The following is a 21,017-nucleotide window of genomic DNA, read 5'->3' as shown; positions in this document are numbered from 1 at the left end:
GGGCAAGTCGCAACGCATTGGTGATGGTGAAGAATGAGCTTCGACACGCATGCATTGGGTTTCGGTTATGGCGAACGGGCGGTCTATGCGGCAGATCCATGGAACTCGCGCGGGCGCCTCTATCCAGAGAGCGGCAGCCCGACGCGCTCCGATTTCCAGCGAGATCGCGACCGCATTGTCCATACGACGGCCTTTCGGCGGCTGAAGCATAAGACACAGGTTTTCATCGCCCAGGACGGCGACCATTACCGCACGCGCCTGACGCATACGATCGAGGTGGCGCAGATCGCCCGCGCGCTTGCCCGTGCCCTGAAGGCTGATGAGGACCTGGCTGAGGGCGTGGCGCTCGTCCACGATTTCGGCCACACGCCCTTCGGCCATACCGGCGAGGATGCGCTGCACGAAGAACTGCTGCCCTATGGCGGCTTCGACCACAATGCCCAATCCTTGCGCATCGTCACCAAACTCGAGCGGCGTTATGCCGAATTCGACGGCATCAACCTGACCTGGGAAAGTCTCGAGGGTCTCGTCAAGCATAACGGCCCGCTGCTGACCGCCGATGGCGTTGGCACGCGCGGACCGGTGCCGCAGCCGATTCTCGACTATTGCGAGTTGCACGATCTGGAGCTTGCGAGCTATGCAAGCCTCGAAGCCCAGGTCGCCGCCATCGCCGATGACATCGCCTACAACACGCATGACATCGATGACGGCCTGCGCTCGGGTTATCTGAGTTTCGAGATGCTGGAGGAAATTCCGTTCCTCGCCGGGCTGATGGCAGAGGTGAGAGAGCGCTACCCGCATCTGGAGCCGAGCCGTTTCACGCATGAAATCATGCGCCGTCAGATCACGCGCATGGTCGAGGACGTCATCGGAGTGGCGCAGAAACGCCTCGCAGAGCTGAAACCGCAGAGCGCCGATGATATCCGCAGGGCGGATCACGTGATTGCAACGTTTTCAGACGAGATGGCCGAAACCGACAGGCAGATCAAGGCGATGCTCTTCAAGCGCATCTACCGGAATCCCGACATCATGCGCATCCGCGCCGGTGCCGCCCAGATCGTCAAGGATCTCTTCGGTGCCTATATGGCCAATCCCAAGGAGATGCAGAGCCATTATTGGGTAGACCATATCGCCGGTCTCTCCGATGCGCCGAAAGCCCGCCATGTCGGCGATTACCTTGCCGGCATGACGGACACTTATGCCATCAGTGCCCACAGGCGATTGTTTGACCACACTCCGGATTTGCGATAGGCAGCGGGCGCCCGGCAGCCGCCGGCAATCCTATTGGCACAGCCTGTGCATGGAAGAGTGCGATGAACCTTTTTACCGATTTTGAAGCCAGGATTAAAAACGCCCTTGAACAGCTCGATCTGGTCAAGGAAAAGCGATCCGAGCTCGATTTCGGTCGCATCGCCGTCGAACCGCCGCGTGATGCGAGCCACGGCGATGTCGCGACCAACGCTGCCATGGTGCTTGCCAAGCCGCTCGGCACCAATCCGCGTGCACTGGCCGAAATCATCATCGCCAAGCTGCAGGAAGATGCTGACGTCGCCGAAGTTTCGGTCGCCGGTCCGGGCTTTATCAACCTTAGGCTTTCCGTCGGTTACTGGCAGCGCCTGCTTGGCGCGATGATCCAGTCGGGCACCAAGTACGGCCGTTCCGGTCTGGGGCAGGGCCGCAAGGTCAATGTCGAATATGTCTCGGCCAATCCGACCGGCCCGATGCATGTCGGCCATTGCCGAGGCGCCGTCGTCGGCGACGCGCTGGCGAACCTGCTCGCCTTTGCCGGCTACGATGTCGTCAAGGAATATTACATCAACGATGCAGGCTCCCAGATTGATGTGCTCGCGCGGTCCGTCTTCCTGCGCTACCGCGAGGCGCTCGGCGAGAAGATCGGCGAGATCCCGTCCGGTCTCTATCCGGGAGACTATCTTGTCCCGGTCGGGGAATCGCTTGCTGCCGAATATGGCGTGCGCCTGCACAATATGCCGGAAGAGCAGTGGATGCCGATCGTCAAGGATCGCGCCATCGAGATGATGATGGCGATGATCCGTGAGGATCTGGCCGCGCTCAACGTCCATCACGACATCTTCTTCTCGGAGCGCACGTTGCATGCCAATGGCGCAGCCGCGATCCGCACCGCCATCAACGACCTGACCTTCAAGGGCTATGTCTACAAGGGCACGCTGCCGCCGCCGAAGGGTCAGCTTCCCGAAGACTGGGAGGACCGCGAACAGACGCTCTTCCGCTCGACCGAAGTCGGGGACGATATCGACCGTGCGCTCATCAAGTCGGACGGCTCCTATACCTATTTCGCCGCCGACGTCGCCTACTTCAAGAACAAGTTCGATCGCGGCTTTGACGAGATGATCTATGTGCTCGGCGCCGATCATGGCGGCTACGTGAAGCGTCTCGAGGCGGTTGCACGCGGCGTTTCGGATGGCAAGGCGAAGCTGACGGTGCTGCTCTGCCAACTCGTGAAGCTGTTCCGCGACGGCGAGCCGGTGAAGATGTCCAAGCGCTCGGGCGATTTTGTCACATTGCGCGATGTGGTTGAGGAAGTCGGACGTGATTCGGTCCGCTTCATGATGCTTTACCGCAAGAATTCCGAGCCGCTGGACTTCGATTTCGCCAAAGTAACGGAGCAATCCAAAGATAATCCGGTCTTTTACGTACAGTATGCGCATGCCCGCTGCATGTCGGTCTTCCGTCAGGCGAAGGAAGCATTCCCGGATCTTGCCCCGACGCCGGAGCTTTTGGCGCAATCCGTTGCAGGCATTAGCGATTCCGCCGAATTGCAGCTGATTGCCAAGGCCGCGGAATTCCCGCGAATCGTTGAAAGTGCAGCCCAGTCTCAAGAGCCGCATCGCATCGCTTTTTACCTCTATGATCTTGCCAGCGCCTTCCACGCGCACTGGAACAAAGGTAAAGATCAGACTGAATTACGATTTGTTAACGATAAGAACCGAGAATCGAGTATTGCCAGACTTGGGCTGGTGTACGCCGTCGCGTCGGTTTTGAAGTCGGGACTTGCCATTACAGGCACTGCCGCACCGGACGAAATGCGATAACGTCACCATTTCCCCACAATGCGCTGGCATTGAAGTGTTTGCGTTTTTGAGTGGGGATGGGCATGGCTGATAAACGACTTGCGTATGACACGCGCGGTAAAGACGATATGTTTGCCGACGATGATCCGTTGGCTGAACTTGCTCGTATCGTCGGCTTTGAACCCCGAATTGCGGCCAATACTGTAGACGAACCTCAGCGGCAGGAGCCGGTTCTCAATCTTGAGGACGAGCTTCTCCGCGAGTTCGAGAGCTATGATGCGCCGCGCCCCCCGGCTGACTCCGATCATCAGGTGGAGCCAGTCGCTCAACAACAAGTCGAAGCCTACGACTATGTCGAGCCGGTTCAGGAGGACGTCCCCTCGATCGGTGAGGAACTTGTCCCGACGGTCGTGTTCGATTTCGAGACGCCTGTGGTCGAGCCGGAGCTCCCGGAGGCAGCTGTCATTGCTCCCGAAGTGGCTGCTCCCGAACCGGTTGCGGTCAATCGGGAGGCGCCTGTCACCGATGATTGGGCTCCTGTTCCGACGAAGCCCGTTGCCGTTTCTGCCGAACCTCCGGCCACGTTTACGGCATATGGCGGCGCTCGTGATCTGATCGAAGAGCTGGAGCTTTCCATCAGCGGCGCTCTTCCTGCCGCTCCGTCCATTCAGCCGCCGACGAAGGCGCCGCAATGGTCGGCCGCCAGCATTCGTCTGCCGATCGCCAATTTCCACGCGCCGCGCCGCGAGGAACCGGTTCTCACCGAGCTGGCCATCGAGGCGCCCGTTGTCGAGCCGGCTCCGGTGGAAGCCTTCGCTGTCGAACCTGAATTTGTTGCCGAACCGGCGTTCACGGTCGAACCCGAAATGGCTGTGCCTGTCGCCGAAGAGCCTCTGCCGGTCGCCGCCGTTGAAGCTGCGGATTTCGAGCCGGTTGCCGCATCCTTCGGTTTTCCGGCAGAGATCGATCGCCACGAAGAAGTTGCCCTTCCTGAAGAGCCCGTCGCAGCGTTCGAAGATAGTGCTTCCTTCGAAGAGCCTGTTGAGCCCGCTAACTCCGGTTTCGACCTGATCGCGGCTGCAGCCGAAGGCGATGTCCATCCCGATGCTGCGCTCACCGAAGCGTTGCCGGAGCCCGCCTTCGATGCGGAAACCTTCGATCTCGACGATCTGCTTGCGGATGTCTCCCGTTATCCGGTACCGCAGCGCGCTGCATCGTCCGTTGCGTCTGAGCCCGTCGCCGCTGCACCCGAGCCTGTCGTTGCGTCGTCGGCACAGCAACCGGCGCCGGTTGCTGCTGTTCCCGTCTTCGAAGCTCCGGTGTTCGATACGCCCTTGTTCGAAGCGCCCGTTGCTCGCGCATCCGTGCAGCCGACGGTGATTGCGCCTGTGCCGATGAGCCGTGCGACGCCCGTTCTTCGTCAGCCCGAAGCGCCGAAGCCGGTCGTTCGGGCTCCGGTGGAGCCGGTCTCGCAGCCTATCGCGCCCGCGCCTGGCGTCGCGCGCCAGGCGGAACTGGAGGCTGAAGATCCTTTTGCCGGCCACGATTTCGAACTGGATCTCGCCGGTATCGAACTGGAGCTTGCCGATCTCGACTTCGCCGAGCCGCAGGCTCCGCAGTCGGAACCCGAGCCCGAACCCGTGCGAGTTGCGCCTGTCGTCGCAGCACAGCCTTCGCCGCGTCCGCAGCCGGCCCCGGTTTTCGTGCCTGAGCCGCAGCCTGCTCCGGTCAGCTATGCCAGGCCGGCGCCGGCAAGCGAATCCACCGAGGATCTGCCCTTCGATCCGTCGATGATCTCCGATCCGGAAGATCGTCCCGAGACGGTGGAGGACATGCATGTTCCGACGCTGCCGCCTGTCGAGCATCCGGAACCGGTCGCCAAGACCGCCGACTTCGATTTCGATCTCGATGCCGAGATCGCAAGCTTCTTCGAGCCCGCCAAGCGACAGGAGAAAGCACCGGTTGCCCCGGCTTGGGCATCCCCGGTCAGTGCTGCAACGGCCGCTGCTGTGGCCAAGCCCGCGAACTCCGTCTTTGCCGACGGGCTTGATGATTTCGAGCGCGCGCTGGAAGAGGATTTCCGCCGCAGTGTGCGCGAGCCGGTCGAGCGCCGCGAGAATGTTTCCGAAGTCCATATCGAATCCGCGAGCCAGACCGCGGATTTCAACCGCGCCCGCTCCATGCGCCGTCTGTTGGCTGCAGCCGCCATGCTGGTCGTTTTTGCCGGCGGCGCTTATGGGGTCTACACTTGGGTTTCCAACGGTCCCGGCCTTGGCATCGTCAGCTCCGGCGAGCCGCGCGTCATAACCGCCGACAAGGATCCGGTGAAGGTCGTTCCCGAGAATCCGGGCGGCAAGACCGTGCCGAACCAGGACAAGGCTGTCTATGACCGGGTCGCAGGTGCTGCCGAAGAGCCGAAGCAGAAGGCGCTTGTTTCCTCCGATGAGGCGCCGGTCGATGTCGTCCAGCGCACATTGACGCCGGAAGTTTCGCCCGATGACAATGAAGGTAGTGCCGATCAGGTCATGCCGACTGCAGTCGGCGAAACGCAGGATCCGCGCCTGCTGCCCGATCACGACAGCACTGTGAATGCCTCCGCTTCCGACGACGATGCGGTACCGTCCGTTTCGCCTCGCAAGGTCCGCACGATGATCGTCAAGCCGGACGGCACGCTCGTCGCTCGCGAAGAGCTCGCGCCTGCCGAGCAATCCGCGCCAGCCAATGACGTGGCGGCGACAACCCCTGCAGCCCAACCGGCTGCGACGCCATCTGCTGCAAGTTTCCCGGCAAGCACCGGCAATCAGGTTGCTTCCACAGCAATTCCACCTGTCGGAACTGCGCCTGCAGCTCAGACGGTGGCCAAGGTGGCTGAGGCGAATGCCGCCAACGCAAATCAGGTTGATCCGCCGGTTCGCGCAGTGAAGACGACGCCGATCGCCGACGCTGCCTCTGCCTCTGCCGTGGCGACCGATACGGCGCCTGTCCCGACCGCCCGCCCGGCCGAGCAGCCGGTCAATGTCGTCGGCACGGTAACCGAGAACGGCAATGTTCGCCCAACGGCTCAGCAGAAGCCGACGCAGGTCGCTTCTGCACCGGCAGCAACCGCTGCCCAGCCGGCACAGCAGGCTCCGGCCGCCGCAAGCGGTGGCTACGGCATCCAGATCGCATCGCTGCCGTCGGAGGATGAGGCGAAGAAGTCCTACGCCAGCCTGTCGAAGAAGTTCGCCGGTGTGCTCGGTGGCCGCGCCTACGAAATCCGTAAGGCAGATATCGCCGGCAAAGGTACTTTCTACCGCGTCCGCATCCCGGCCGGCTCGAAGGACGAAGCTGCCGCCCTTTGCGAGCAGTATCGCTCCGCCGGCGGAAGCTGCCTCATCTCGCGCTGAGCTTTCTGAATAATTTTATCGGAACGGCGGGCTTGTCCCGCCGTTCTTTTTTGTGGGATCGCGCTTGACCTTGCTCGCAATTCGCGAGGCTGCCCTTATGATTCGAGTATGACCGAATCAAAAGCAATGATCCTCGGCTGCAGCGGCCTCAAGCTGACCGACGAAGAGAAGGCCTTCTACAAGGCTGAACGCCCCTGGGGCTTTATCCTCTTCGGGCGGAATATTTCCGAAGCCCAGCAGATCAGTGATCTCGTTGCCGAGCTGCGTGAATGCGTCGGCTGGCATGCGCCTGTGCTGATCGATCAGGAGGGCGGTCGCGTTCAGCGCATCCGTCCGCCGATCCTGCAGCACTATCCGCCGGGACAGGCGCTTGGTGATCTCTATCGCCGCGACCGCGCGCTTGGGCTGCGCGCGGCCTGGCTGATGTCGCGCCTGCATGCCTTCGATCTCCAGAGGTTCGGCATCAATGTCGATTGCCTGCCGGTGCTGGACGTGCCCATCGAAGGCAGCAGCAACGTCATCGGCAACAGAGCCTATGGCGGCGATCCCGTCACTGTCACGGAAATGGGCCGGGCTGCTTGCGAGGGGTTGAAGGCTGGTGGCTTGCTGCCGGTCATGAAGCACATGCCGGGTCATGGGCGCGGCTTTGCAGATTCGCATCTGGAGCTGCCGGTCGTTACGGTATCGCGCGAGGAACTGCAAGTTCACGACTTCCCGCCCTTTATCGCCATGAAGGATGAGTTGATGGCCATGACCTGCCATCTCGTCTTCACGGCGATCGATCCGGACAATCCGGCAACCACCTCCCGTAAGGTGATCGACGAGGTCATCCGCACTGAGATCGGCTTCAAGGGCTTGCTCCTGTCGGACGATAGCTCGATGAATGCGCTTTCCGGCACGATCGGCGAACGGGCGGCGAATATTATTGCGGGCGGCTGCGATATCGTGCTGCATTGCAACGGCCATATGGACGAGATGCTTCAGGTCGTGGCAAATGTTCCGCCGCTGGCAGGTCTTGCGCGCGAGAGGGCACGGCTGGTTGAGGACGGCTTCCCGACCGCCGATGCTGTAGACGAGGCGACGATAAGGGCGGAATTCGACGCCATGTTTGCAACGGCTTGAGAAGAGGTCGGAAAGGCAGGGTAGGGTGAACACGATCAAGGGCACGGAGCGGTCCCAGGCGGCGTCAACGCCGATGGACAAGCTGTGGCAGCAGAACGGTTCGGAACGGGCCACCCATGAGCCGGCGCTGGTGATCGATGTCGCCGGCTTCGAAGGCCCGCTCGATCTTTTGCTCTATCTTGCCCGCAACCAGAAGGTCGACCTGTCGCGCATTTCGGTTCTGGCCCTTGCCGAGCAATATCTGCAGTTCGTCGAAAGCGCGCGGCGTATCCGCATCGAGCTTGCCGCTGACTATCTCGTCATGGCGGCTTGGCTTGCCTATCTGAAATCCAGGCTGCTCATTCCGCAGCAAGTGAAGGACGACGGTCCCTCCGGCGAGGAAATGGCCGCAACGCTCGCCTTCCGCCTGAAGCGACTGGAAGCGATGCGTCAGGTTGCCGATGGTCTCGTCAACCGCAACCGGCTCGGTCGCGATATCTTCGCCCGCGGCGCGCCGGAGCACATCCCGGATCGCCAGCAGTCAGCCTACGACGCCAATCTCTACGACCTTTTGAGCGCCTACGCGGCCTTGCGTCAGCGCCACGCGATCACTCAGGTAACGATCGAGCGCCGCAATGTCTGGTCGTTGACCGATGCCCGTGAACTGTTGACCCAGATGATCGGCGATATCGTCGACTGGACGGCGCTCGAACAATATCTGCTGCGCTACCTCGCAAGCCCCGCCGAGCGGGTCACTGCCGTCGCCAGTGCCTTTGCCGCCTCGCTGGAACTGGTGCGCGAGGGCAAGCTCGAAATACGCCAGGACGGCGCTTTCCAGCCGATCTACATGCGCCGCGGCCCGAAACATGCCACCCTGCAGGTGGTCGAACAGGAGCAGTCGGATTGATCGACGTGCAGGACGAGGACTTTGAACGCGAAGACGGGGAGGGCGAGGGCACTGCCCGCGATCTGCAGGCCGAAATAGAGGCGGAGCGCATTGCCGAAGCGCTGGTCTTCGCCTCCGCCCAGCCGGTATCCGAAGGTTTCATTACTGAACGCCTGCCAAAGGGATTCAATGCGCACGAGATCATGCTGCGCCTGAAGGAGCAGTATGCTCCCCGTGGCGTCAATCTCGTGCAGGTTGACAATGCCTGGGCTTTCCGCACCGCCGCCGATCTTTCCTTCGTCATCCGCCGTGACGAGAACGAGGTGAAGAAGCTCTCGCGTGCTGCGCTGGAAGTGCTGGCGATCATTGCCTATCACCAGCCGGTGACGCGCGCCGAGATCGAGGATATCAGAGGCGTGCAGACCTCGCGCGGTACGCTCGACGTGCTGATGGAGGCGGGTTGGGTACGTTTCCGCGGCCGCCGTCGCACGCCGGGCCGGCCGGTGACGCTCGGCACGACGCGGGATTTCCTCGATCATTTCGGCCTTGAGGAATTGCGCGACCTGCCTGGTCTTGAAGAACTGAAGGGCGCCGGCCTGTTGTCCGGCCGGATCCCCGCCAATTTCAACATTCCGTCGCCCCTCATGAACGACGAACTGACCGAGGACGAGGATCCAATTACACAACTGGACCTTGAAGAGCTTGGACTGCTCGCCCCGGGTGGCGCCTCCGAGGAATGATGAAGGTTGGTCTTGCTTTTGCCACGCCCTCGCAAAACAATGTCAATCATGACTTTTCGATGGATGAATGGCTTGTCACAAAGGCCGATACCGTGACATTAAGCTCAGTCCAGAAGGATTGATGTTGGAAACCGGATCGGAAATTCTTACATCGAGGGAATACCGAAACAGGGAGTATGCGTAATGGGTTCTTTTAGCATGTGGCACTGGTTGATCGTTTTGGTCATCGTGCTTTTGTTGTTCGGTCGCGGCAAGATCCCGGAACTGATGGGCGACGTTGCCAAGGGCATCAAGAGCTTTAAGAAGGGCATGAACGACGAAGACGCGCCTGAAACCGCAAAGACCGTCGATCACAAGGCCGACGAAACGAAGTAATCACGTACGGGAAAGGGCGCAGCCCCCGCGCCGCCCGTTCAGGAGCCTTGCATGTTCGATATTGGCTGGACCGAACTCTTGGTTATCGCGGTCGTTCTGATCGTGGTTGTCGGTCCGAAGGATCTGCCGCCGATGCTGCGCGCTTTCGGCAAGATGACGACACGTGCCCGCAAGGTGGCAGGTGAATTTCGTGCCCAGTTCGACGAAGCTCTGCGCGAAGCCGAACTTGACGACGTGCGCCGCACGATCAGCGACGCCCAGAGGCTGAACCCGGTCAACAGCCTGCGCGAGGCGATGAACCCGCTGCGCCAGATGGGCAACGAGATCAGGTCCGATCTGCAGAACGCGACGAAGGTTGACAAGCCGGTCGAGCAGGGCGCTGAAAACAAGACTGAAGTGCCGCTTGCGGAAGTCTCTGCACCGGCGCCGTCCCTGAGCCTGCCGGAAACGCCGCCAGCCGTTCCCGCGCCGCCGCCGGTTGCGCCGCTCGTAGCTGCTGAAAAGCCGAAGACGGTGCGCAAGCCGCGGGTGAAGGCAGCAGACAAGGCCGATGCGGTGGCCCTTGTTGCCGCACCTGTCGAAAAATCGAAGCGCGCTGCTGCAACGAAGAAGCCGACCGAGGTCAAGAAGCCGGCCGTAAGAAGAAAGAAGGATGAGGCATGAGCGGTGATATCGAAGACAAGCCGCAGCCGTTGATCGAGCACCTGATGGAGCTGCGTAAGCGGCTTATCTGGTCGATCGGGGCGTTCTTCATCGCCTTCATCGCGTGCTTCATTTTCGCCAAGCACATCTTTAATTATCTCGTCTTTCCCTACAAGCTTGCCGTCAGCTGGGCTCACCTCGATGTCGAGAAAGCGCAGCTCATCTACACCGCGCCGCAGGAGTTCTTCTTCACGCAGGTCAAGGTTGCCATGTTCGGCGGTCTTGTGATCGCCTTCCCGATCATCGCAGCACAGATCTACAAGTTCGTCGCTCCCGGCCTCTACAAGAACGAGCGCCAGGCCTTCCTGCCGTTCCTGATCGCATCGCCGATCCTGTTCCTCATGGGCGCCGCGCTGGTCTATTTCTTTTTCACGCCGATGGTCATGTGGTTTTTCCTGTCGATGCAGCAGGCGCCGGGCCATGACGAAGTGGCGATCTCGCTCCTGCCGAAGGTCTCGGAATATCTGAGCCTCATCATGACGCTGGTCTTCTCCTTCGGTCTCGTCTTCCAGCTTCCCGTCATCACCACGCTGCTCGCCCGCGTCGGTCTTCTCACCTCACAATGGCTCGTTGAGAAGCGCAAGTTCGCGATCGTGCTTGCCTTCGTCGTGGCTGCGGTTCTGACGCCGCCCGATCCCATGTCTCAGATCGGTCTTGCGCTGCCGACGATCCTTCTCTACGAGATTTCCATCTACGCGGCACGACTCGTGGAGCGTCAGCGTTCCAAACAGGCGCTTGAAGAGGCCAGTGAATCCTCCGACGTCGCCAAGACGGACAGCGTCTGAGCGCATCAGGACATTTCTCTGAGTTCTGCCGTTTTCCATCCGGTCGGGGTTTTCTCCGACCGGTTCATTTCTGTTGAAACGATCTGGAACGACGATGCTCGATATCAAATGGATCCGTGAGAATCCCGAGGCTCTCGATGCTGCCCTTGCCAAGCGCAGCGCGGAACCTCTGTCGCAATCTCTCATTGCCCTTGACGAAAAGCGCCGCTCCGCCGTGCAGAAGGCGCAGGATCTGCTCTCCCGCCGCAACGCCGCCTCCAAGGAGATCGGTGCGGCCATGGCGCAGAAGAACGCCGAGCTTGCCGACAAGCTGAAGGCCGAGGTCGCCGAGATCAAGGAAACGCTGCCGGCTGCTGAAGAGGAGGAGCGTGCGCTTTCCGCTGAACTCCACGATCAGCTCTCGCGTATTCCGAACGTGCCGTTTGACGACGTACCTGTTGGTAAGGACGAGCACGACAATGTCGTGACCCGCGTCGTTGGCGAAAAGCCGCGCTGGAACCATGCGCCTAAGGAGCATTTCGAAATCGGCGAGGCCCTTGGCTACATGGATTTCGAACGCGCAGCCAAGCTGTCAGGCTCGCGTTTCACGGTTCTGACCAGCCAATTGGCCAAGCTTGAACGTGCGCTCGGTCAGTTCATGATTGACCTGCACACGACCGAACACGGCTATACCGAAGTGTCCTCGCCGCTGATGGTTCGTGACGAAGCTGTCTACGGCACCGCCCAGCTGCCGAAATTCGCGGAAGATCTGTTCCGCACTACGGACGGCCGCTGGTTGATCCCGACGGCGGAAGTGACGCTGACCAACCTGGTGCGCGAAGAAATCCTCGATCAGGAAAAGCTGCCGCTGCGCTTCACCGCGCTCACGCCGTCCTTCCGTTCGGAGGCGGGCTCTGCCGGCCGTGATACCCGCGGCATGCTGCGCCAGCACCAGTTCTGGAAGTGCGAACTCGTCTCGATCACCGACGCCGAGAGCGCGATTGCCGAGCACGAGCGGATGACGGCCTGCGCTGAAGAAGTGCTGAAACGCCTCGGCCTGCATTTCCGCACGATGACGCTCTGCACCGGCGATATGGGCTTCGGCTCGCGCAAGACCTATGACCTCGAAGTCTGGTTGCCGGGACAGAACACCTTCCGCGAAATCTCCTCCTGCTCGGTCTGCGGCGATTTCCAGGCACGGCGCATGAATGCTCGCTATCGAGGCAAGGACGACAAGGCGACGAAGTTCGTCCACACGCTGAACGGCTCCGGTACGGCGGTCGGCCGCTGCCTGATTGCGGTTCTCGAAAATTATCTGAACGAGGATGGCTCGGTCACGATTCCGGACGTTTTGCTGCCCTATATGGGCGGTCTGACGAAGATCGAACGGGCGGCTTGAGACGATGCGCATCTTGCTGACGAATGACGACGGTATCCATGCCGAAGGCTTGGGTGCGCTGGAACGGATCGCAAGAGCGCTTTCTGACGATGTCTGGATCGTCGCCCCCGAAACCGATCAGAGCGGCCTTGCCCATTCGCTCAGCCTTTCGGAGCCGCTCAGGCTCCGGAAGATTTCAGACAAGCATTATGCGCTGCGCGGCACGCCGACCGATTGCGTCATCATGGGCATCAAGCAGGTGCTCGACATCAAGCCGGATCTTGTTCTGTCAGGCGTCAATTCCGGTTCCAACGTCGCCGACGACGTGACCTATTCCGGCACGATCGCCGGCGCCATTGAAGGCACGATGCAGGGCGTGCGCTCCTTCGCCCTCAGCCAGGCCTACATCTATGATGATGGTGCGCGCATCCTGCCCTGGGAGGTTTGCGAGGCACATGCGCCGGCACTGCTCGAAAAGCTGATGGCGGTCGATCTGCCTGAGGGTACCTTCCTGAATCTCAATTTTCCGAACTGTCATCCCGACGAGGTCGAGGGCGTCGAGGTGACGGCGCAGGGCAAGCTTGCTTTCAACCTGCAGGTCGACGCGCGCACGGATGGCCGCGGCTTTCCCTATTACTGGCTGAAATTCGGCGAGCGCGCCGGCGCCTTCACCGAGGGCAGCGATATTCACGCGCTGAAGCATAATAAGATTTCGGTAACACCTTTGAAACTGGATCTGACCGATTATTCCGTGACGGACCGCGTGGCGCGGGCCATCGGACACGGAGTGAAGGGGTGACGGCGAAACTGGCCGAGAAGGAGGGCTTTGCGGCGCTGGTCCTCAGATTGCGCGCAGAAGGCATTTCCGACATCGATTTGCTGACGGCAGTCGAGCAGACGCCGCGCTCGCTCTTCGTGCCTCCGCAATTTGCAGAGAATGCCTATTCCAGCCGCACCATTCCGATTGATTGCGGCTCCTTCCTCGAAGGCGTCGATTTTGCCGTCCGTCTTCTCCATCATCTCAAAGTCCGCCCCGGCCAGCGTGTGCTCGAAATCGGCACCGGCAGCGGATTTACCGCGGCGGTCATCGGTCGCATTGCCGAACGCGTGCTCACGGTCGATCGATATAAGACGCTGACGCTTTCGGCGCAGCGCCGCATGGAATCGCTGAGCCTGCGCAACATCATCATCCGTCAGGCCGACGGCAGCGCCGGCATGCAGGGCGAGGGCACCTTCGACCGTATCCTGGTCACGGCTGCCTTCAATTCCATGCCGCGCTTCTATGCCGATCAGCTCGTTTCGGGCGGTTCTATGATTGCGCCGCTGATCATATCCGAAAACGAATGCCGCATGGTTCGATTGACCAAAACCGGCAGCCGCTTCGAGCGGGAAGAGCTCTTTGACGCTCCCTATCTGCCGATCGTTCCCCGCCTCGCTTCCCAGCTTTAAGCTAGGTAAGGCTCCAGGGCCTGCGGGCTATGACTTTTCGCCCGCAAACTTATGGTTATCAAGCTCTCAAAAATATAGCACTGATTCCAGCGCCTTAACCGCATGGTAACACTAACGCGCTTTAATAGATTCACAAATGGTTGCGTTCTAAGTGGGTCGAGTCATGCGTTTTAGTTTTTCGCCGAAGTTCGGGAAGTCGGCCGGGAATCTTCTGGTGGTCGCCTTGCTGGCGAGCGCAGCTACGGGCTGCAGCTCTGATGTGACGCGTTTCGGCAGTCTGTTTTCCTCCTCCGGGCAGGATCAGATCACGACAAATTCCATCCCGCGCAGGAGCTTCAACGGCCCGCAGGGCGACCCGGTGCCGCGCGCCGATCTCGGCGGCTCAGGCATTCAACCGGCTTATGCCGCGAGCAATCAGGGCCAGCCGGCTTACGGCGCGAGCAATCAGGGGATGAGCCAGCCCTATCCGGGTCGTTCGAGCTATGAGCCGGTCAGCTCCAACGCACGGATGGCATCCACCCCGGTTTCTGTTCAGCGTTCCGATCTCTCGCCGCCAAGCGCAGGTCCGGTTTCCTCACGTCAGCGAGAGAGGGATGTCGCTCTCGCCCAACCGTTCCCGGCCGCTCCGAAGCCTGATCGTATTGCACCGGCTGCTGCGTCGGCTCCGAGGGTTGCGCCCGATGCGCTGACGACAGGCACGACACCGAAGGTCTCCGGCTGGTCCGGCGCCAATGCACCGTCCGTCACTCTGCGTCCCGGTGAAAACATCGCCATCCTTTCCCGTCGGTACGGCGTTCCGGAAAAGGAAATCCTGCGCGTCAACAATCTGAAGACGGCATCCGCCGCACAGCCCGGCCAGGCGATCCTCATCCCGACCTTCAATGGTGGCAACAACGCCGCCAAGGCCGCAGCCCAGTCCGCTGACCTTTCCAAGCCCGGCAACCTGCCGCAGCCGACGAAGGGCCAGGAACAGAAGGTGGCCGTTGTTCCAGGCGCCAATTCCGCTCGCGACAAAACCGTCGCAAGCGCGGACCCGGCAGGCAAGGTTCCCTCAGGTGCCGGTAAGGATCCGAAGGGCGCTGTCGGTACTTACACGGTCAAGCAGGGTGACTCGCTTACCAAGATCGCCAAGGCAACGGGCGCCAATATCGACGCTATCAAGGCGGCCAACAATCTGTCGGCAGGCTCGATCCGCATCGGTCAGGAATTGAAGATCCCGAACGGCGCGGCTTCCGCCGACGCGATCAAGACCGCGTCTATCCCGGCGCAGAAGGTCGATCAGGTAAAGCCCGCCCAGGCCGCGAGCGCTCCGGTCCAGACCGCTTCCGCGCAGCCGGCGCCTTACAAGGCTCCTGCCGCCACGCAGACGGTCGACGACGTCGAGAAGAAGTCCGATGTCAGCGCAGCAGCTCCGGAAGCCACCGGCATCGGCAAATATCGCTGGCCGGTTCGCGGTCAGGTGATTGCCGCCTATGGTGCCAACGTCAACGGCAGCCGCAATGACGGCATCGACATCTCGGTTCCGCAGGGTACTGCGATCAAGGCTGCTGAAAATGGCGTCGTCATCTATGCCGGCAACGGCCTGAAGGAACTCGGCAATACCGTTCTCGTCCGTCACGATGACGGCACCGTCACCGTCTACGGTAACGCCGATACGCTGAGCGTCACCCGCGGCCAGAAGATCCAGCGCGGCCAGACGGTCGCCGTGTCGGGCATGAGCGGCGACGTAAAGCAGCCGCAGGTACATTTCGAGGTCCGCAAGGATGCGGCCCCGGTCAACCCGATGACCTTTCTTGAATAGCGATATTTCTTGAGCAGGTAGAGCGTCTCAGGGAAATGCAAAAGCCCGGTCGGTGACCGGGCTTTTGTCGTTTTGAAGCGTTTCGCGCAAAAGCGTGCAGCGGTTTGCGATAACGACACGCGTTGGGAAATGTCTAAGCGGGGTCGAGATGGATGCGCAGTCGCCCCGCCAGATCCTGGATATACTGCCATGCGACGCGGCCGGAGCGGGCGCCGCGGGTCGTTGCCCATTCCAGCGCTTCGGCATGCATCTTCTCGCGGTCGAGGCCGAGCTTGAAGTGGTCGGCATAACCATCGATCATCATCAGATAATCTTCCTGGCTGCATTTGTGGAAGCCGAGCCACAGCCCGAAGCGATCGGAAAGCGACACCTTTTCCTCGACGGCTTCGGACGGATTGATTGCCGTCGATTGTTCGTTCTCCATCATGTGGCGCGGCAGCAGGTGGCGCCGGTTGGACGTGGCATAGAACAGCACATTGTCCGGCCGTCCCTCCACGCCGCCATCGAGCGCGGCCTTGAGCGACTTGTAGGCAGTATCGTCGTGGTCGAAGGAAAGATCGTCGCAGAAGACGATGACGCGATGCGGCGTATCTTTGAGGAGGTCGAGAAGTGTGGGCAGGCTGGCGATATCCTCGCGATGCACTTCGACGAGCTTCAGCGATACGCCACTCTCGCGGCGCACGTCTTCGTGCACTGCCTTGACGAGAGACGACTTGCCCATGCCGCGCGCGCCCCAGAGAAGGACGTTATTGGCCGCATAGCCCTCGGCAAAACGCACGGTATTTTCGTGCAGGATATCGCGCACGTGATCGACCCCGCGGATGAGCTTCAGCGCTACGCGGTTGGGACGCTTGACAGGCTGCAGATACTGGCGGGCAGGGGACCAGACGAAACAGTCGGCAGCATTCCAGTCGTTGACGGCAGGCGCCGGTCCCGCCAGCCGCTCCACCGCATTCGCGAGCCTCTTCAGCTCCTGAAGCAGAACGCTATTGATTTCCTCGGCCATCGGGTGCCTCCTTCATAGATTGCAGCGATAATCCGCTTTCTTTTTTTGATGCCGGGTAGCATGGCCTTTCCACAGCGGAAAGGTTATGAGGCAGCGGAATCGGTACGGTTGCCGGCTGTTTTTGTTGCATTCATCAAGGCTGCAACTATAGTCCGGCGACTTGAAAAGAGAGGCGGGGTTCCGCCGCCCACAGCCTTAGGAGCTTAGCATGTTTATCACCCCGGCATTTGCCCAGAGCGCAACTGACGCCACGAGTGCTTTCGGCGGCTCAGGCCTCGAAATGATCATCCTGTTCGTGCCGCTGATGGTGGTCTGGTATTTCCTGCTTATCCGCCCGCAGCGTGCTCAGGCCAAGAAGCGTGAGGAAACCCTGAAGGCGATCCGTCGCGGCGACCAGATCGTCACCGGCGGCGGCCTCGTCGGCAAGGTTACGAAGGTTGTCGACGAGAAGGAAGTGGAAGTCGAAATCGCCGAAGGCGTGCGCGTGCGCATCGTCCGTACCGGAATTTCCGAAGTCCGCGTGAAGGGCGAGCCGGTCAAGGCTGACGCTGCATAATATGCAATAGCAACACCCGCCGGATCGGAAGATAGTCGAGAGAATGCACCATTTTTCCCGCTTGAAAACACTTCTGATCTGGTTGTTCGCGATTGCCGCTATTGTCGTCGCTGCGCCTAATCTTCTGAGCCAGGCGCAGCTTTCCTCCCTGCCAGGGTGGGTCCGGCAGGACCGTATCACCCTCGGTCTCGATCTGCAGGGCGGCTCCTACATCGTATTTCGCCTCGAGCGCGCGGATATCATCCGAGACCGGCTCGAAAAAACGGTCGCCGGCGTTCGTGACAAGCTCCGTGGCGCCGGCATCCGCTATACCGGGCTCACAGGAACCGGCCAGACGGTGACGGTCAAGATCACCGATCTGGCCCAGCTTCAGGCTGCCGCCGATCTTCTGAAATCACTGACATCGGCCAATGTTGCTCTCCAGCAGAGCAATGATGGCCAATTGACGCTGCAGATCTCCGACAAGGCGATCGATGCCGATACGGTAGCGGCGCAGACGCGCTCCCTCGATATCGTCGCCCGCCGCATTGCCGGCTTTGGAATGGAGAATTTCACCGTTCGTCCTGACGGGAACGACCGTATCGCCATGCAGGTCCTCGGCTCCGTCGACGCCGAGCGGTTGAAGAACCTGCTGAACGAACCTGCGGCCCTCTCCTTCCACCTGATCGATGAAAGCATGACCGGCCAGCAGGCGCTCGCCGGCCGCTGGCCCGCGACATCGCAGGTGCTCTATTCGCTGGATGATCCGCCGATCCCCTATCTCGTCGATCGCTCGATAATTGCGACAGGCGCAGATTTTGCCGAGGTCGATACGAAGACTGACCCACAGACGCAGGACAGCGCGGTCGTCTACCGGCTGAACGCCGAGGCTGCGCAGCGCCTTGCACAGGCAACGACCGCCAATGTCGGAAAGCATCTCGCCATCGTCTTCGACGATCAGGTGATGGCAAGCCCCGTCATCGAAGCGCCGATCACAGACGGACGCGGTGAGATTGCCGCCAATTTCTCCGAAGAGGGCGTTGAGGATCTGGCCGTCATGCTTCGGGCCGGCGCGCTGCCTGCGACGTTGACGGCCGTCGAGGAGCGCACTGTCAGCCCGCTCTTCGGTTCCGAATCCGTTTTCTCCGGTCTGATTGCCGGCATTGTCGCGGTGGTGCTCGTCGCTGTGCTGATGATCGCGCTCTATCGTATGCTCGGCATCATCGCCCTCGTTTCACTGGTCTTCAATCTGGTGCTGATCGTTGCGGTCTTAAGCGTTGCCGGTGCGACGCTGACGCTTCCGGGCATTGCCGGCCTCGTGCTGATCGTCGGCATGGCGGTGGATTCCAACGTGCTGATCTATGAGCGCATCCGCGAAGAAGCGAGGGTGCCGCATACGACCTTCGCCCAGGCGGTCGAGCGCGGCTTCTCGCGTGCTTTCGCCACCATCGTCGATGCTAACGTCACGATCTTCATCGCCGCCGTCATTCTGTTTTTCGTCGGCAGCGAATCCATTCGCGGCTTTGCCGTGACGCTGGCCGTCGGCATCCTCACGACCATCCTGACGGCCTTCACGCTGACGCACGGCTTCGTCGCCGCCTGGCTGGCGAAGCGGCATCCCCGCCATCTGCCGAAGAGCGCGCTGGCAAGCCTGTTCGAGCATGCCAATATTCGTTTCATGGGCATTCGCCGCTATGTCTTCACGGCATCGGCGGCACTTTGCATCGCCGCAATGCTCGCCTTCGCCTCGGTCGGCCTGCAGCTCGGCATCGACTTCACCGGCGGTTCGCTGGTCGAGGTCAAAGCGAAGCAGGGCAATGCCGATATTGCCGATCTCAGCGCCCGTCTGAACGAGTTGAACCTCGGACCGGTGCGCGTCGAGCGAATCGGCGATGCCACCAACGCCCTGATCCGCGTAGGCTCGCAGGACGGCGGCGAAAATGCCGAGCAATCGGTGGCGACGTTCATTCGCGGCGAACTGGCCGAGGATTATGATTTTCGCCGTGTCGAGGTCGTCGGCCCGGCCGTCTCCGGCGAGTTGACGATGCTGGCGACGATCGGCATCCTTGCCTCGCTGTTCGCCATCCTGGTCTATATCTGGATCCGCTTCGAATGGCAGTTTGCGGTCGGCGCGGTCGTCGCGACGCTGCACGATGTCATCATCATGCTCGGCCTCTTCGTGCTGACGGGCATGGAATTCAATCTGACGAGCGTGGCCGCATTGCTCACCGTCGTCGGCTATTCGCTGAACGACACCGTCGTCGTCTATGACCGCATGCGCGAAAACCTGAAGCGCTACAGGAAAATGCCGCTGCCGATCCTGATCGATGCGGCGATCAACCAGACGCTCTCGCGCACCGTTCTGACGGGCGCCACGACCTTGCTTGCGCTGCTTGCGCTCTACATCTTCGGCGGAGCCGTCATCCGCTCGTTCACATTCACCATGCTCTTCGGCGTTGCGCTTGGAACATTCTCCTCCATCTATATAGCAGCGCCTGTCCTCATCATCTTCCGGCTGCGCCGGAACACGAACGGTGAGGACGAGGGCGACACCAGCATGAAATCCGGCAAGCCGGCGGTATAGATCCATGGCAAAAGGCATTGAAATCCGCGACGCCCATTTCCCGGGCCGCGCTCCCATCGACACCTATGGCAATGGCGGCTTCCGCTTTGCGGATATGTCGCATCGTGGTTCCATCCTCTGCCTGCCATCGGGCATTCACGGCTGGGATATGGACATGACGACGCCGCTGTCTGTAGAGAATTTCCGTCTTGTGCTCGATGAAGCCGCCGATATCGAAGTGCTGCTCGTAGGCACGGGCACGGAGCTTCGCCGTCTGCCCGCGGAATTGCGTGCCGCCCTCAAAGCGCGCGGCATTTCCTCAGATCCGATGAGCACGGGTGCCGCCGTGCGCACCTTCAACATCATGCTTTCCGAACAGCGCGCCGTCGCCGCCGCCCTGATCGCGGTCTGATCATGTCCGATGTGAAGACGAACCAGGATATCAGCCTGGCGATGCTGCGCGACACCGATCGCGACCGCTATCTTGCCTGCCTGCTGTCGCCCGAGGCCAAGCGCGGTGCGCTCGCTGCCCTTTATGCCTTCAATGCCGAGCTCGCCCGCATCCGCGATCTCGTCCACGAGCCGCTGCCCGGCGAGATCCGCATGCAATACTGGCGCGACCTTCTGGAGGGGAATGCGCACGGTTCGACCGAGGCCAATCCTCTTGCCGCGGCCCTTCTTACGGCCGTCGAGACGCATCGGCTTCCGCGCCAGACGCTCGTCAACATGATCGAAGCGCGGATATTCGACCTCTACGACGACCCGATGGAAAGCCGCACCTCGCTCGAAGGCTATGCGGGTGAAACGGCCTCGGCGCTGATTCAGCTTGCGAGCCTTGTCCTTTCGCCGGAAGACGCGACAAAATCCGCCGATGCTGCCGGTCATGCCGGTGTGGCGCAGGCGATATCAGGCATGCTGCTTTTGATGCCGCTCCATCAACGCCGCGGCCAGGTCTATATCCCGCTCGAAATTCTCTCGGCGACGGGTCTCGACCGGGAGACGTTCCTGGCTGGTACGGACAGGCCGCGCATCTCTGCGGCCATCGAAGCTTTTGCCGGGCTCGGCCGCGATCACCTTGCCAAGGCGAGGGCCTCTGCGCTGTCGCCGGTTATCGTGCCGGCCTTCCTGCCGGTTGCGCTTGCGGAACCGGTGCTGGTGAAAGCGCAGAAGCGCGGTGCTGCCGTTTTGGAAGGCTCTCTGCAGGAGCCGCAATGGCGTCGTCAGATGCGCATGGCTCTTGCGGGCATGCGTAAGAAAATCTGACGACGGTCAAACTCGCGC

General features: G+C 61.1%; 18 protein-coding genes. 17 read left to right on the top strand and 1 reads right to left on the bottom strand.

The window, feature by feature from the left end:
• Positions 1-33: 33 nt before the first annotated feature.
• From FHT82_RS10960 to FHT82_RS10900, 13 genes are all read left to right on the top strand, one after another.
• Positions 34-1,251 carry a deoxyguanosinetriphosphate triphosphohydrolase gene (locus FHT82_RS10960; RefSeq protein ID WP_183729788.1) on the top strand — a complete coding sequence of 406 codons (1,218 nt, stop codon included), beginning with the start codon at positions 34-36 and terminating at the stop codon, positions 1,249-1,251.
• Positions 1,252-1,313: 62 nt separating this feature from the next.
• Entirely contained in the window at positions 1,314-3,071 is a 1,758-nt protein-coding gene (gene argS, locus FHT82_RS10955; RefSeq protein WP_183729785.1) for an arginine--tRNA ligase, read from the top strand.
• A gap of 62 nt (positions 3,072-3,133) precedes the next feature.
• Positions 3,134-6,436 (top strand): SPOR domain-containing protein, encoded by a 3,303-nt coding sequence (locus tag FHT82_RS10950; protein WP_183729781.1) that lies wholly within the window; start codon positions 3,134-3,136, stop codon positions 6,434-6,436.
• Positions 6,437-6,544: 108 nt separating this feature from the next.
• Positions 6,545-7,558, top strand: a complete 1,014-nt coding sequence (gene nagZ, locus FHT82_RS10945; RefSeq protein ID WP_183729778.1) for a beta-N-acetylhexosaminidase — start codon at positions 6,545-6,547, stop codon at positions 7,556-7,558.
• A gap of 25 nt (positions 7,559-7,583) precedes the next feature.
• Entirely contained in the window at positions 7,584-8,444 is an 861-nt protein-coding gene (locus FHT82_RS10940) for a ScpA family protein (RefSeq protein ID WP_183729775.1), read from the top strand.
• Positions 8,441-9,163, top strand: a complete 723-nt coding sequence (gene scpB, locus FHT82_RS10935; RefSeq protein ID WP_183729772.1) for an SMC-Scp complex subunit ScpB — start codon at positions 8,441-8,443, stop codon at positions 9,161-9,163. Before FHT82_RS10940 ends, scpB begins: the two co-directional genes overlap by 4 nt.
• A gap of 183 nt (positions 9,164-9,346) precedes the next feature.
• The gene (locus FHT82_RS10930; RefSeq protein WP_132651313.1) at positions 9,347-9,538 is read left to right on the top strand and encodes a twin-arginine translocase TatA/TatE family subunit; all 192 of its coding nucleotides are present in this window, start codon (positions 9,347-9,349) and stop codon (positions 9,536-9,538) included.
• 51 nt (positions 9,539-9,589) lie between these two features.
• The gene (gene tatB / locus FHT82_RS10925) at positions 9,590-10,201 is read left to right on the top strand and encodes a Sec-independent protein translocase protein TatB (RefSeq protein WP_183729769.1); all 612 of its coding nucleotides are present in this window, start codon (positions 9,590-9,592) and stop codon (positions 10,199-10,201) included.
• Positions 10,198-11,025 carry a twin-arginine translocase subunit TatC gene (gene tatC, locus FHT82_RS10920; RefSeq protein ID WP_183729766.1) on the top strand — a complete coding sequence of 276 codons (828 nt, stop codon included), beginning with the start codon at positions 10,198-10,200 and terminating at the stop codon, positions 11,023-11,025. The genes tatB and tatC overlap by 4 nt, the downstream gene beginning before the upstream one ends.
• A 94-nt stretch (positions 11,026-11,119) precedes the next feature.
• Positions 11,120-12,403, top strand: coding sequence for a serine--tRNA ligase (serS, locus tag FHT82_RS10915; protein WP_183729763.1), 1,284 nt, complete (start codon positions 11,120-11,122; stop codon positions 12,401-12,403).
• A 4-nt stretch (positions 12,404-12,407) separates the two neighbouring features.
• A complete protein-coding gene (surE, locus tag FHT82_RS10910) occupies positions 12,408-13,181 on the top strand; it encodes a 5'/3'-nucleotidase SurE (protein ID WP_183729760.1) in 774 nt (257 codons plus the stop codon).
• Positions 13,178-13,831 (top strand): protein-L-isoaspartate(D-aspartate) O-methyltransferase, encoded by a 654-nt coding sequence (locus FHT82_RS10905; protein ID WP_183729757.1) that lies wholly within the window; start codon positions 13,178-13,180, stop codon positions 13,829-13,831. Before surE ends, FHT82_RS10905 begins: the two co-directional genes overlap by 4 nt.
• Positions 13,832-13,994: 163 nt before the next feature.
• Positions 13,995-15,632, top strand: coding sequence for a LysM peptidoglycan-binding domain-containing M23 family metallopeptidase (locus FHT82_RS10900; RefSeq protein WP_183729754.1), 1,638 nt, complete (start codon positions 13,995-13,997; stop codon positions 15,630-15,632).
• 133 nt (positions 15,633-15,765) lie between these two features.
• Here FHT82_RS10900 and FHT82_RS10895 read toward each other — a convergent pair whose 3' ends face one another.
• Positions 15,766-16,638 carry an ATP-binding protein gene (locus FHT82_RS10895; RefSeq protein ID WP_183729751.1) on the bottom strand — a complete coding sequence of 291 codons (873 nt, stop codon included), beginning with the start codon at positions 16,636-16,638 and terminating at the stop codon, positions 15,766-15,768.
• Between the two features lie 208 nt (positions 16,639-16,846).
• On the opposite strand from FHT82_RS10895, the gene yajC reads away from it, so the two are divergent.
• Genes yajC through FHT82_RS10875 form a run of 4 tightly spaced genes read left to right on the top strand, consistent with a single transcriptional unit; the run spans position 16,847 to position 20,999 of the window.
• On the top strand, positions 16,847-17,194 hold the full coding sequence (gene yajC / locus FHT82_RS10890; RefSeq protein ID WP_007813582.1) for a preprotein translocase subunit YajC: 348 nt from the start codon (positions 16,847-16,849) through the stop codon (positions 17,192-17,194).
• Positions 17,195-17,237: 43 nt separating this feature from the next.
• On the top strand, positions 17,238-19,757 hold the full coding sequence (gene secDF / locus FHT82_RS10885; protein ID WP_183729748.1) for a protein translocase subunit SecDF: 2,520 nt from the start codon (positions 17,238-17,240) through the stop codon (positions 19,755-19,757).
• A 4-nt stretch (positions 19,758-19,761) separates the two neighbouring features.
• On the top strand, positions 19,762-20,148 hold the full coding sequence (locus tag FHT82_RS10880; protein WP_183729746.1) for an Mth938-like domain-containing protein: 387 nt from the start codon (positions 19,762-19,764) through the stop codon (positions 20,146-20,148).
• 2 nt (positions 20,149-20,150) lie between these two features.
• The gene (locus FHT82_RS10875) at positions 20,151-20,999 is read left to right on the top strand and encodes a phytoene/squalene synthase family protein (protein ID WP_183729743.1); all 849 of its coding nucleotides are present in this window, start codon (positions 20,151-20,153) and stop codon (positions 20,997-20,999) included.
• Positions 21,000-21,017 lie beyond the last annotated feature (18 nt).

The organism is Rhizobium sp. BK275 (assembly GCF_014193555.1).
Classification (GTDB): Bacteria; Pseudomonadota; Alphaproteobacteria; order Rhizobiales; family Rhizobiaceae; genus Rhizobium.
Note: the sequence above shows the minus strand (reverse complement) of the source record. Positions and strands in the feature narration are given on the sequence as shown.

Coding starts and splice junctions, on each gene's coding strand:
- yajC (WP_007813582.1), top strand. CDS start 16,847: ATGTTTATCACCCCGGCATTTGCCCAGAGCGCAACTGACGCCACGAGT.
- secDF (WP_183729748.1), top strand. CDS start 17,238: ATGCACCATTTTTCCCGCTTGAAAACACTTCTGATCTGGTTGTTCGCG.
- FHT82_RS10875 (WP_183729743.1), top strand. CDS start 20,151: ATGTCCGATGTGAAGACGAACCAGGATATCAGCCTGGCGATGCTGCGC.
- FHT82_RS10950 (WP_183729781.1), top strand. CDS start 3,134: ATGGCTGATAAACGACTTGCGTATGACACGCGCGGTAAAGACGATATG.
- FHT82_RS10895 (WP_183729751.1), bottom strand. CDS start 16,638: ATGGCCGAGGAAATCAATAGCGTTCTGCTTCAGGAGCTGAAGAGGCTC.
- nagZ (WP_183729778.1), top strand. CDS start 6,545: ATGACCGAATCAAAAGCAATGATCCTCGGCTGCAGCGGCCTCAAGCTG.
- serS (WP_183729763.1), top strand. CDS start 11,120: ATGCTCGATATCAAATGGATCCGTGAGAATCCCGAGGCTCTCGATGCT.
- argS (WP_183729785.1), top strand. CDS start 1,314: ATGAACCTTTTTACCGATTTTGAAGCCAGGATTAAAAACGCCCTTGAA.
- FHT82_RS10960 (WP_183729788.1), top strand. CDS start 34: ATGAGCTTCGACACGCATGCATTGGGTTTCGGTTATGGCGAACGGGCG.
- tatC (WP_183729766.1), top strand. CDS start 10,198: ATGAGCGGTGATATCGAAGACAAGCCGCAGCCGTTGATCGAGCACCTG.
- FHT82_RS10930 (WP_132651313.1), top strand. CDS start 9,347: ATGGGTTCTTTTAGCATGTGGCACTGGTTGATCGTTTTGGTCATCGTG.
- FHT82_RS10880 (WP_183729746.1), top strand. CDS start 19,762: ATGGCAAAAGGCATTGAAATCCGCGACGCCCATTTCCCGGGCCGCGCT.
- tatB (WP_183729769.1), top strand. CDS start 9,590: ATGTTCGATATTGGCTGGACCGAACTCTTGGTTATCGCGGTCGTTCTG.
- FHT82_RS10900 (WP_183729754.1), top strand. CDS start 13,995: ATGCGTTTTAGTTTTTCGCCGAAGTTCGGGAAGTCGGCCGGGAATCTT.
- surE (WP_183729760.1), top strand. CDS start 12,408: ATGCGCATCTTGCTGACGAATGACGACGGTATCCATGCCGAAGGCTTG.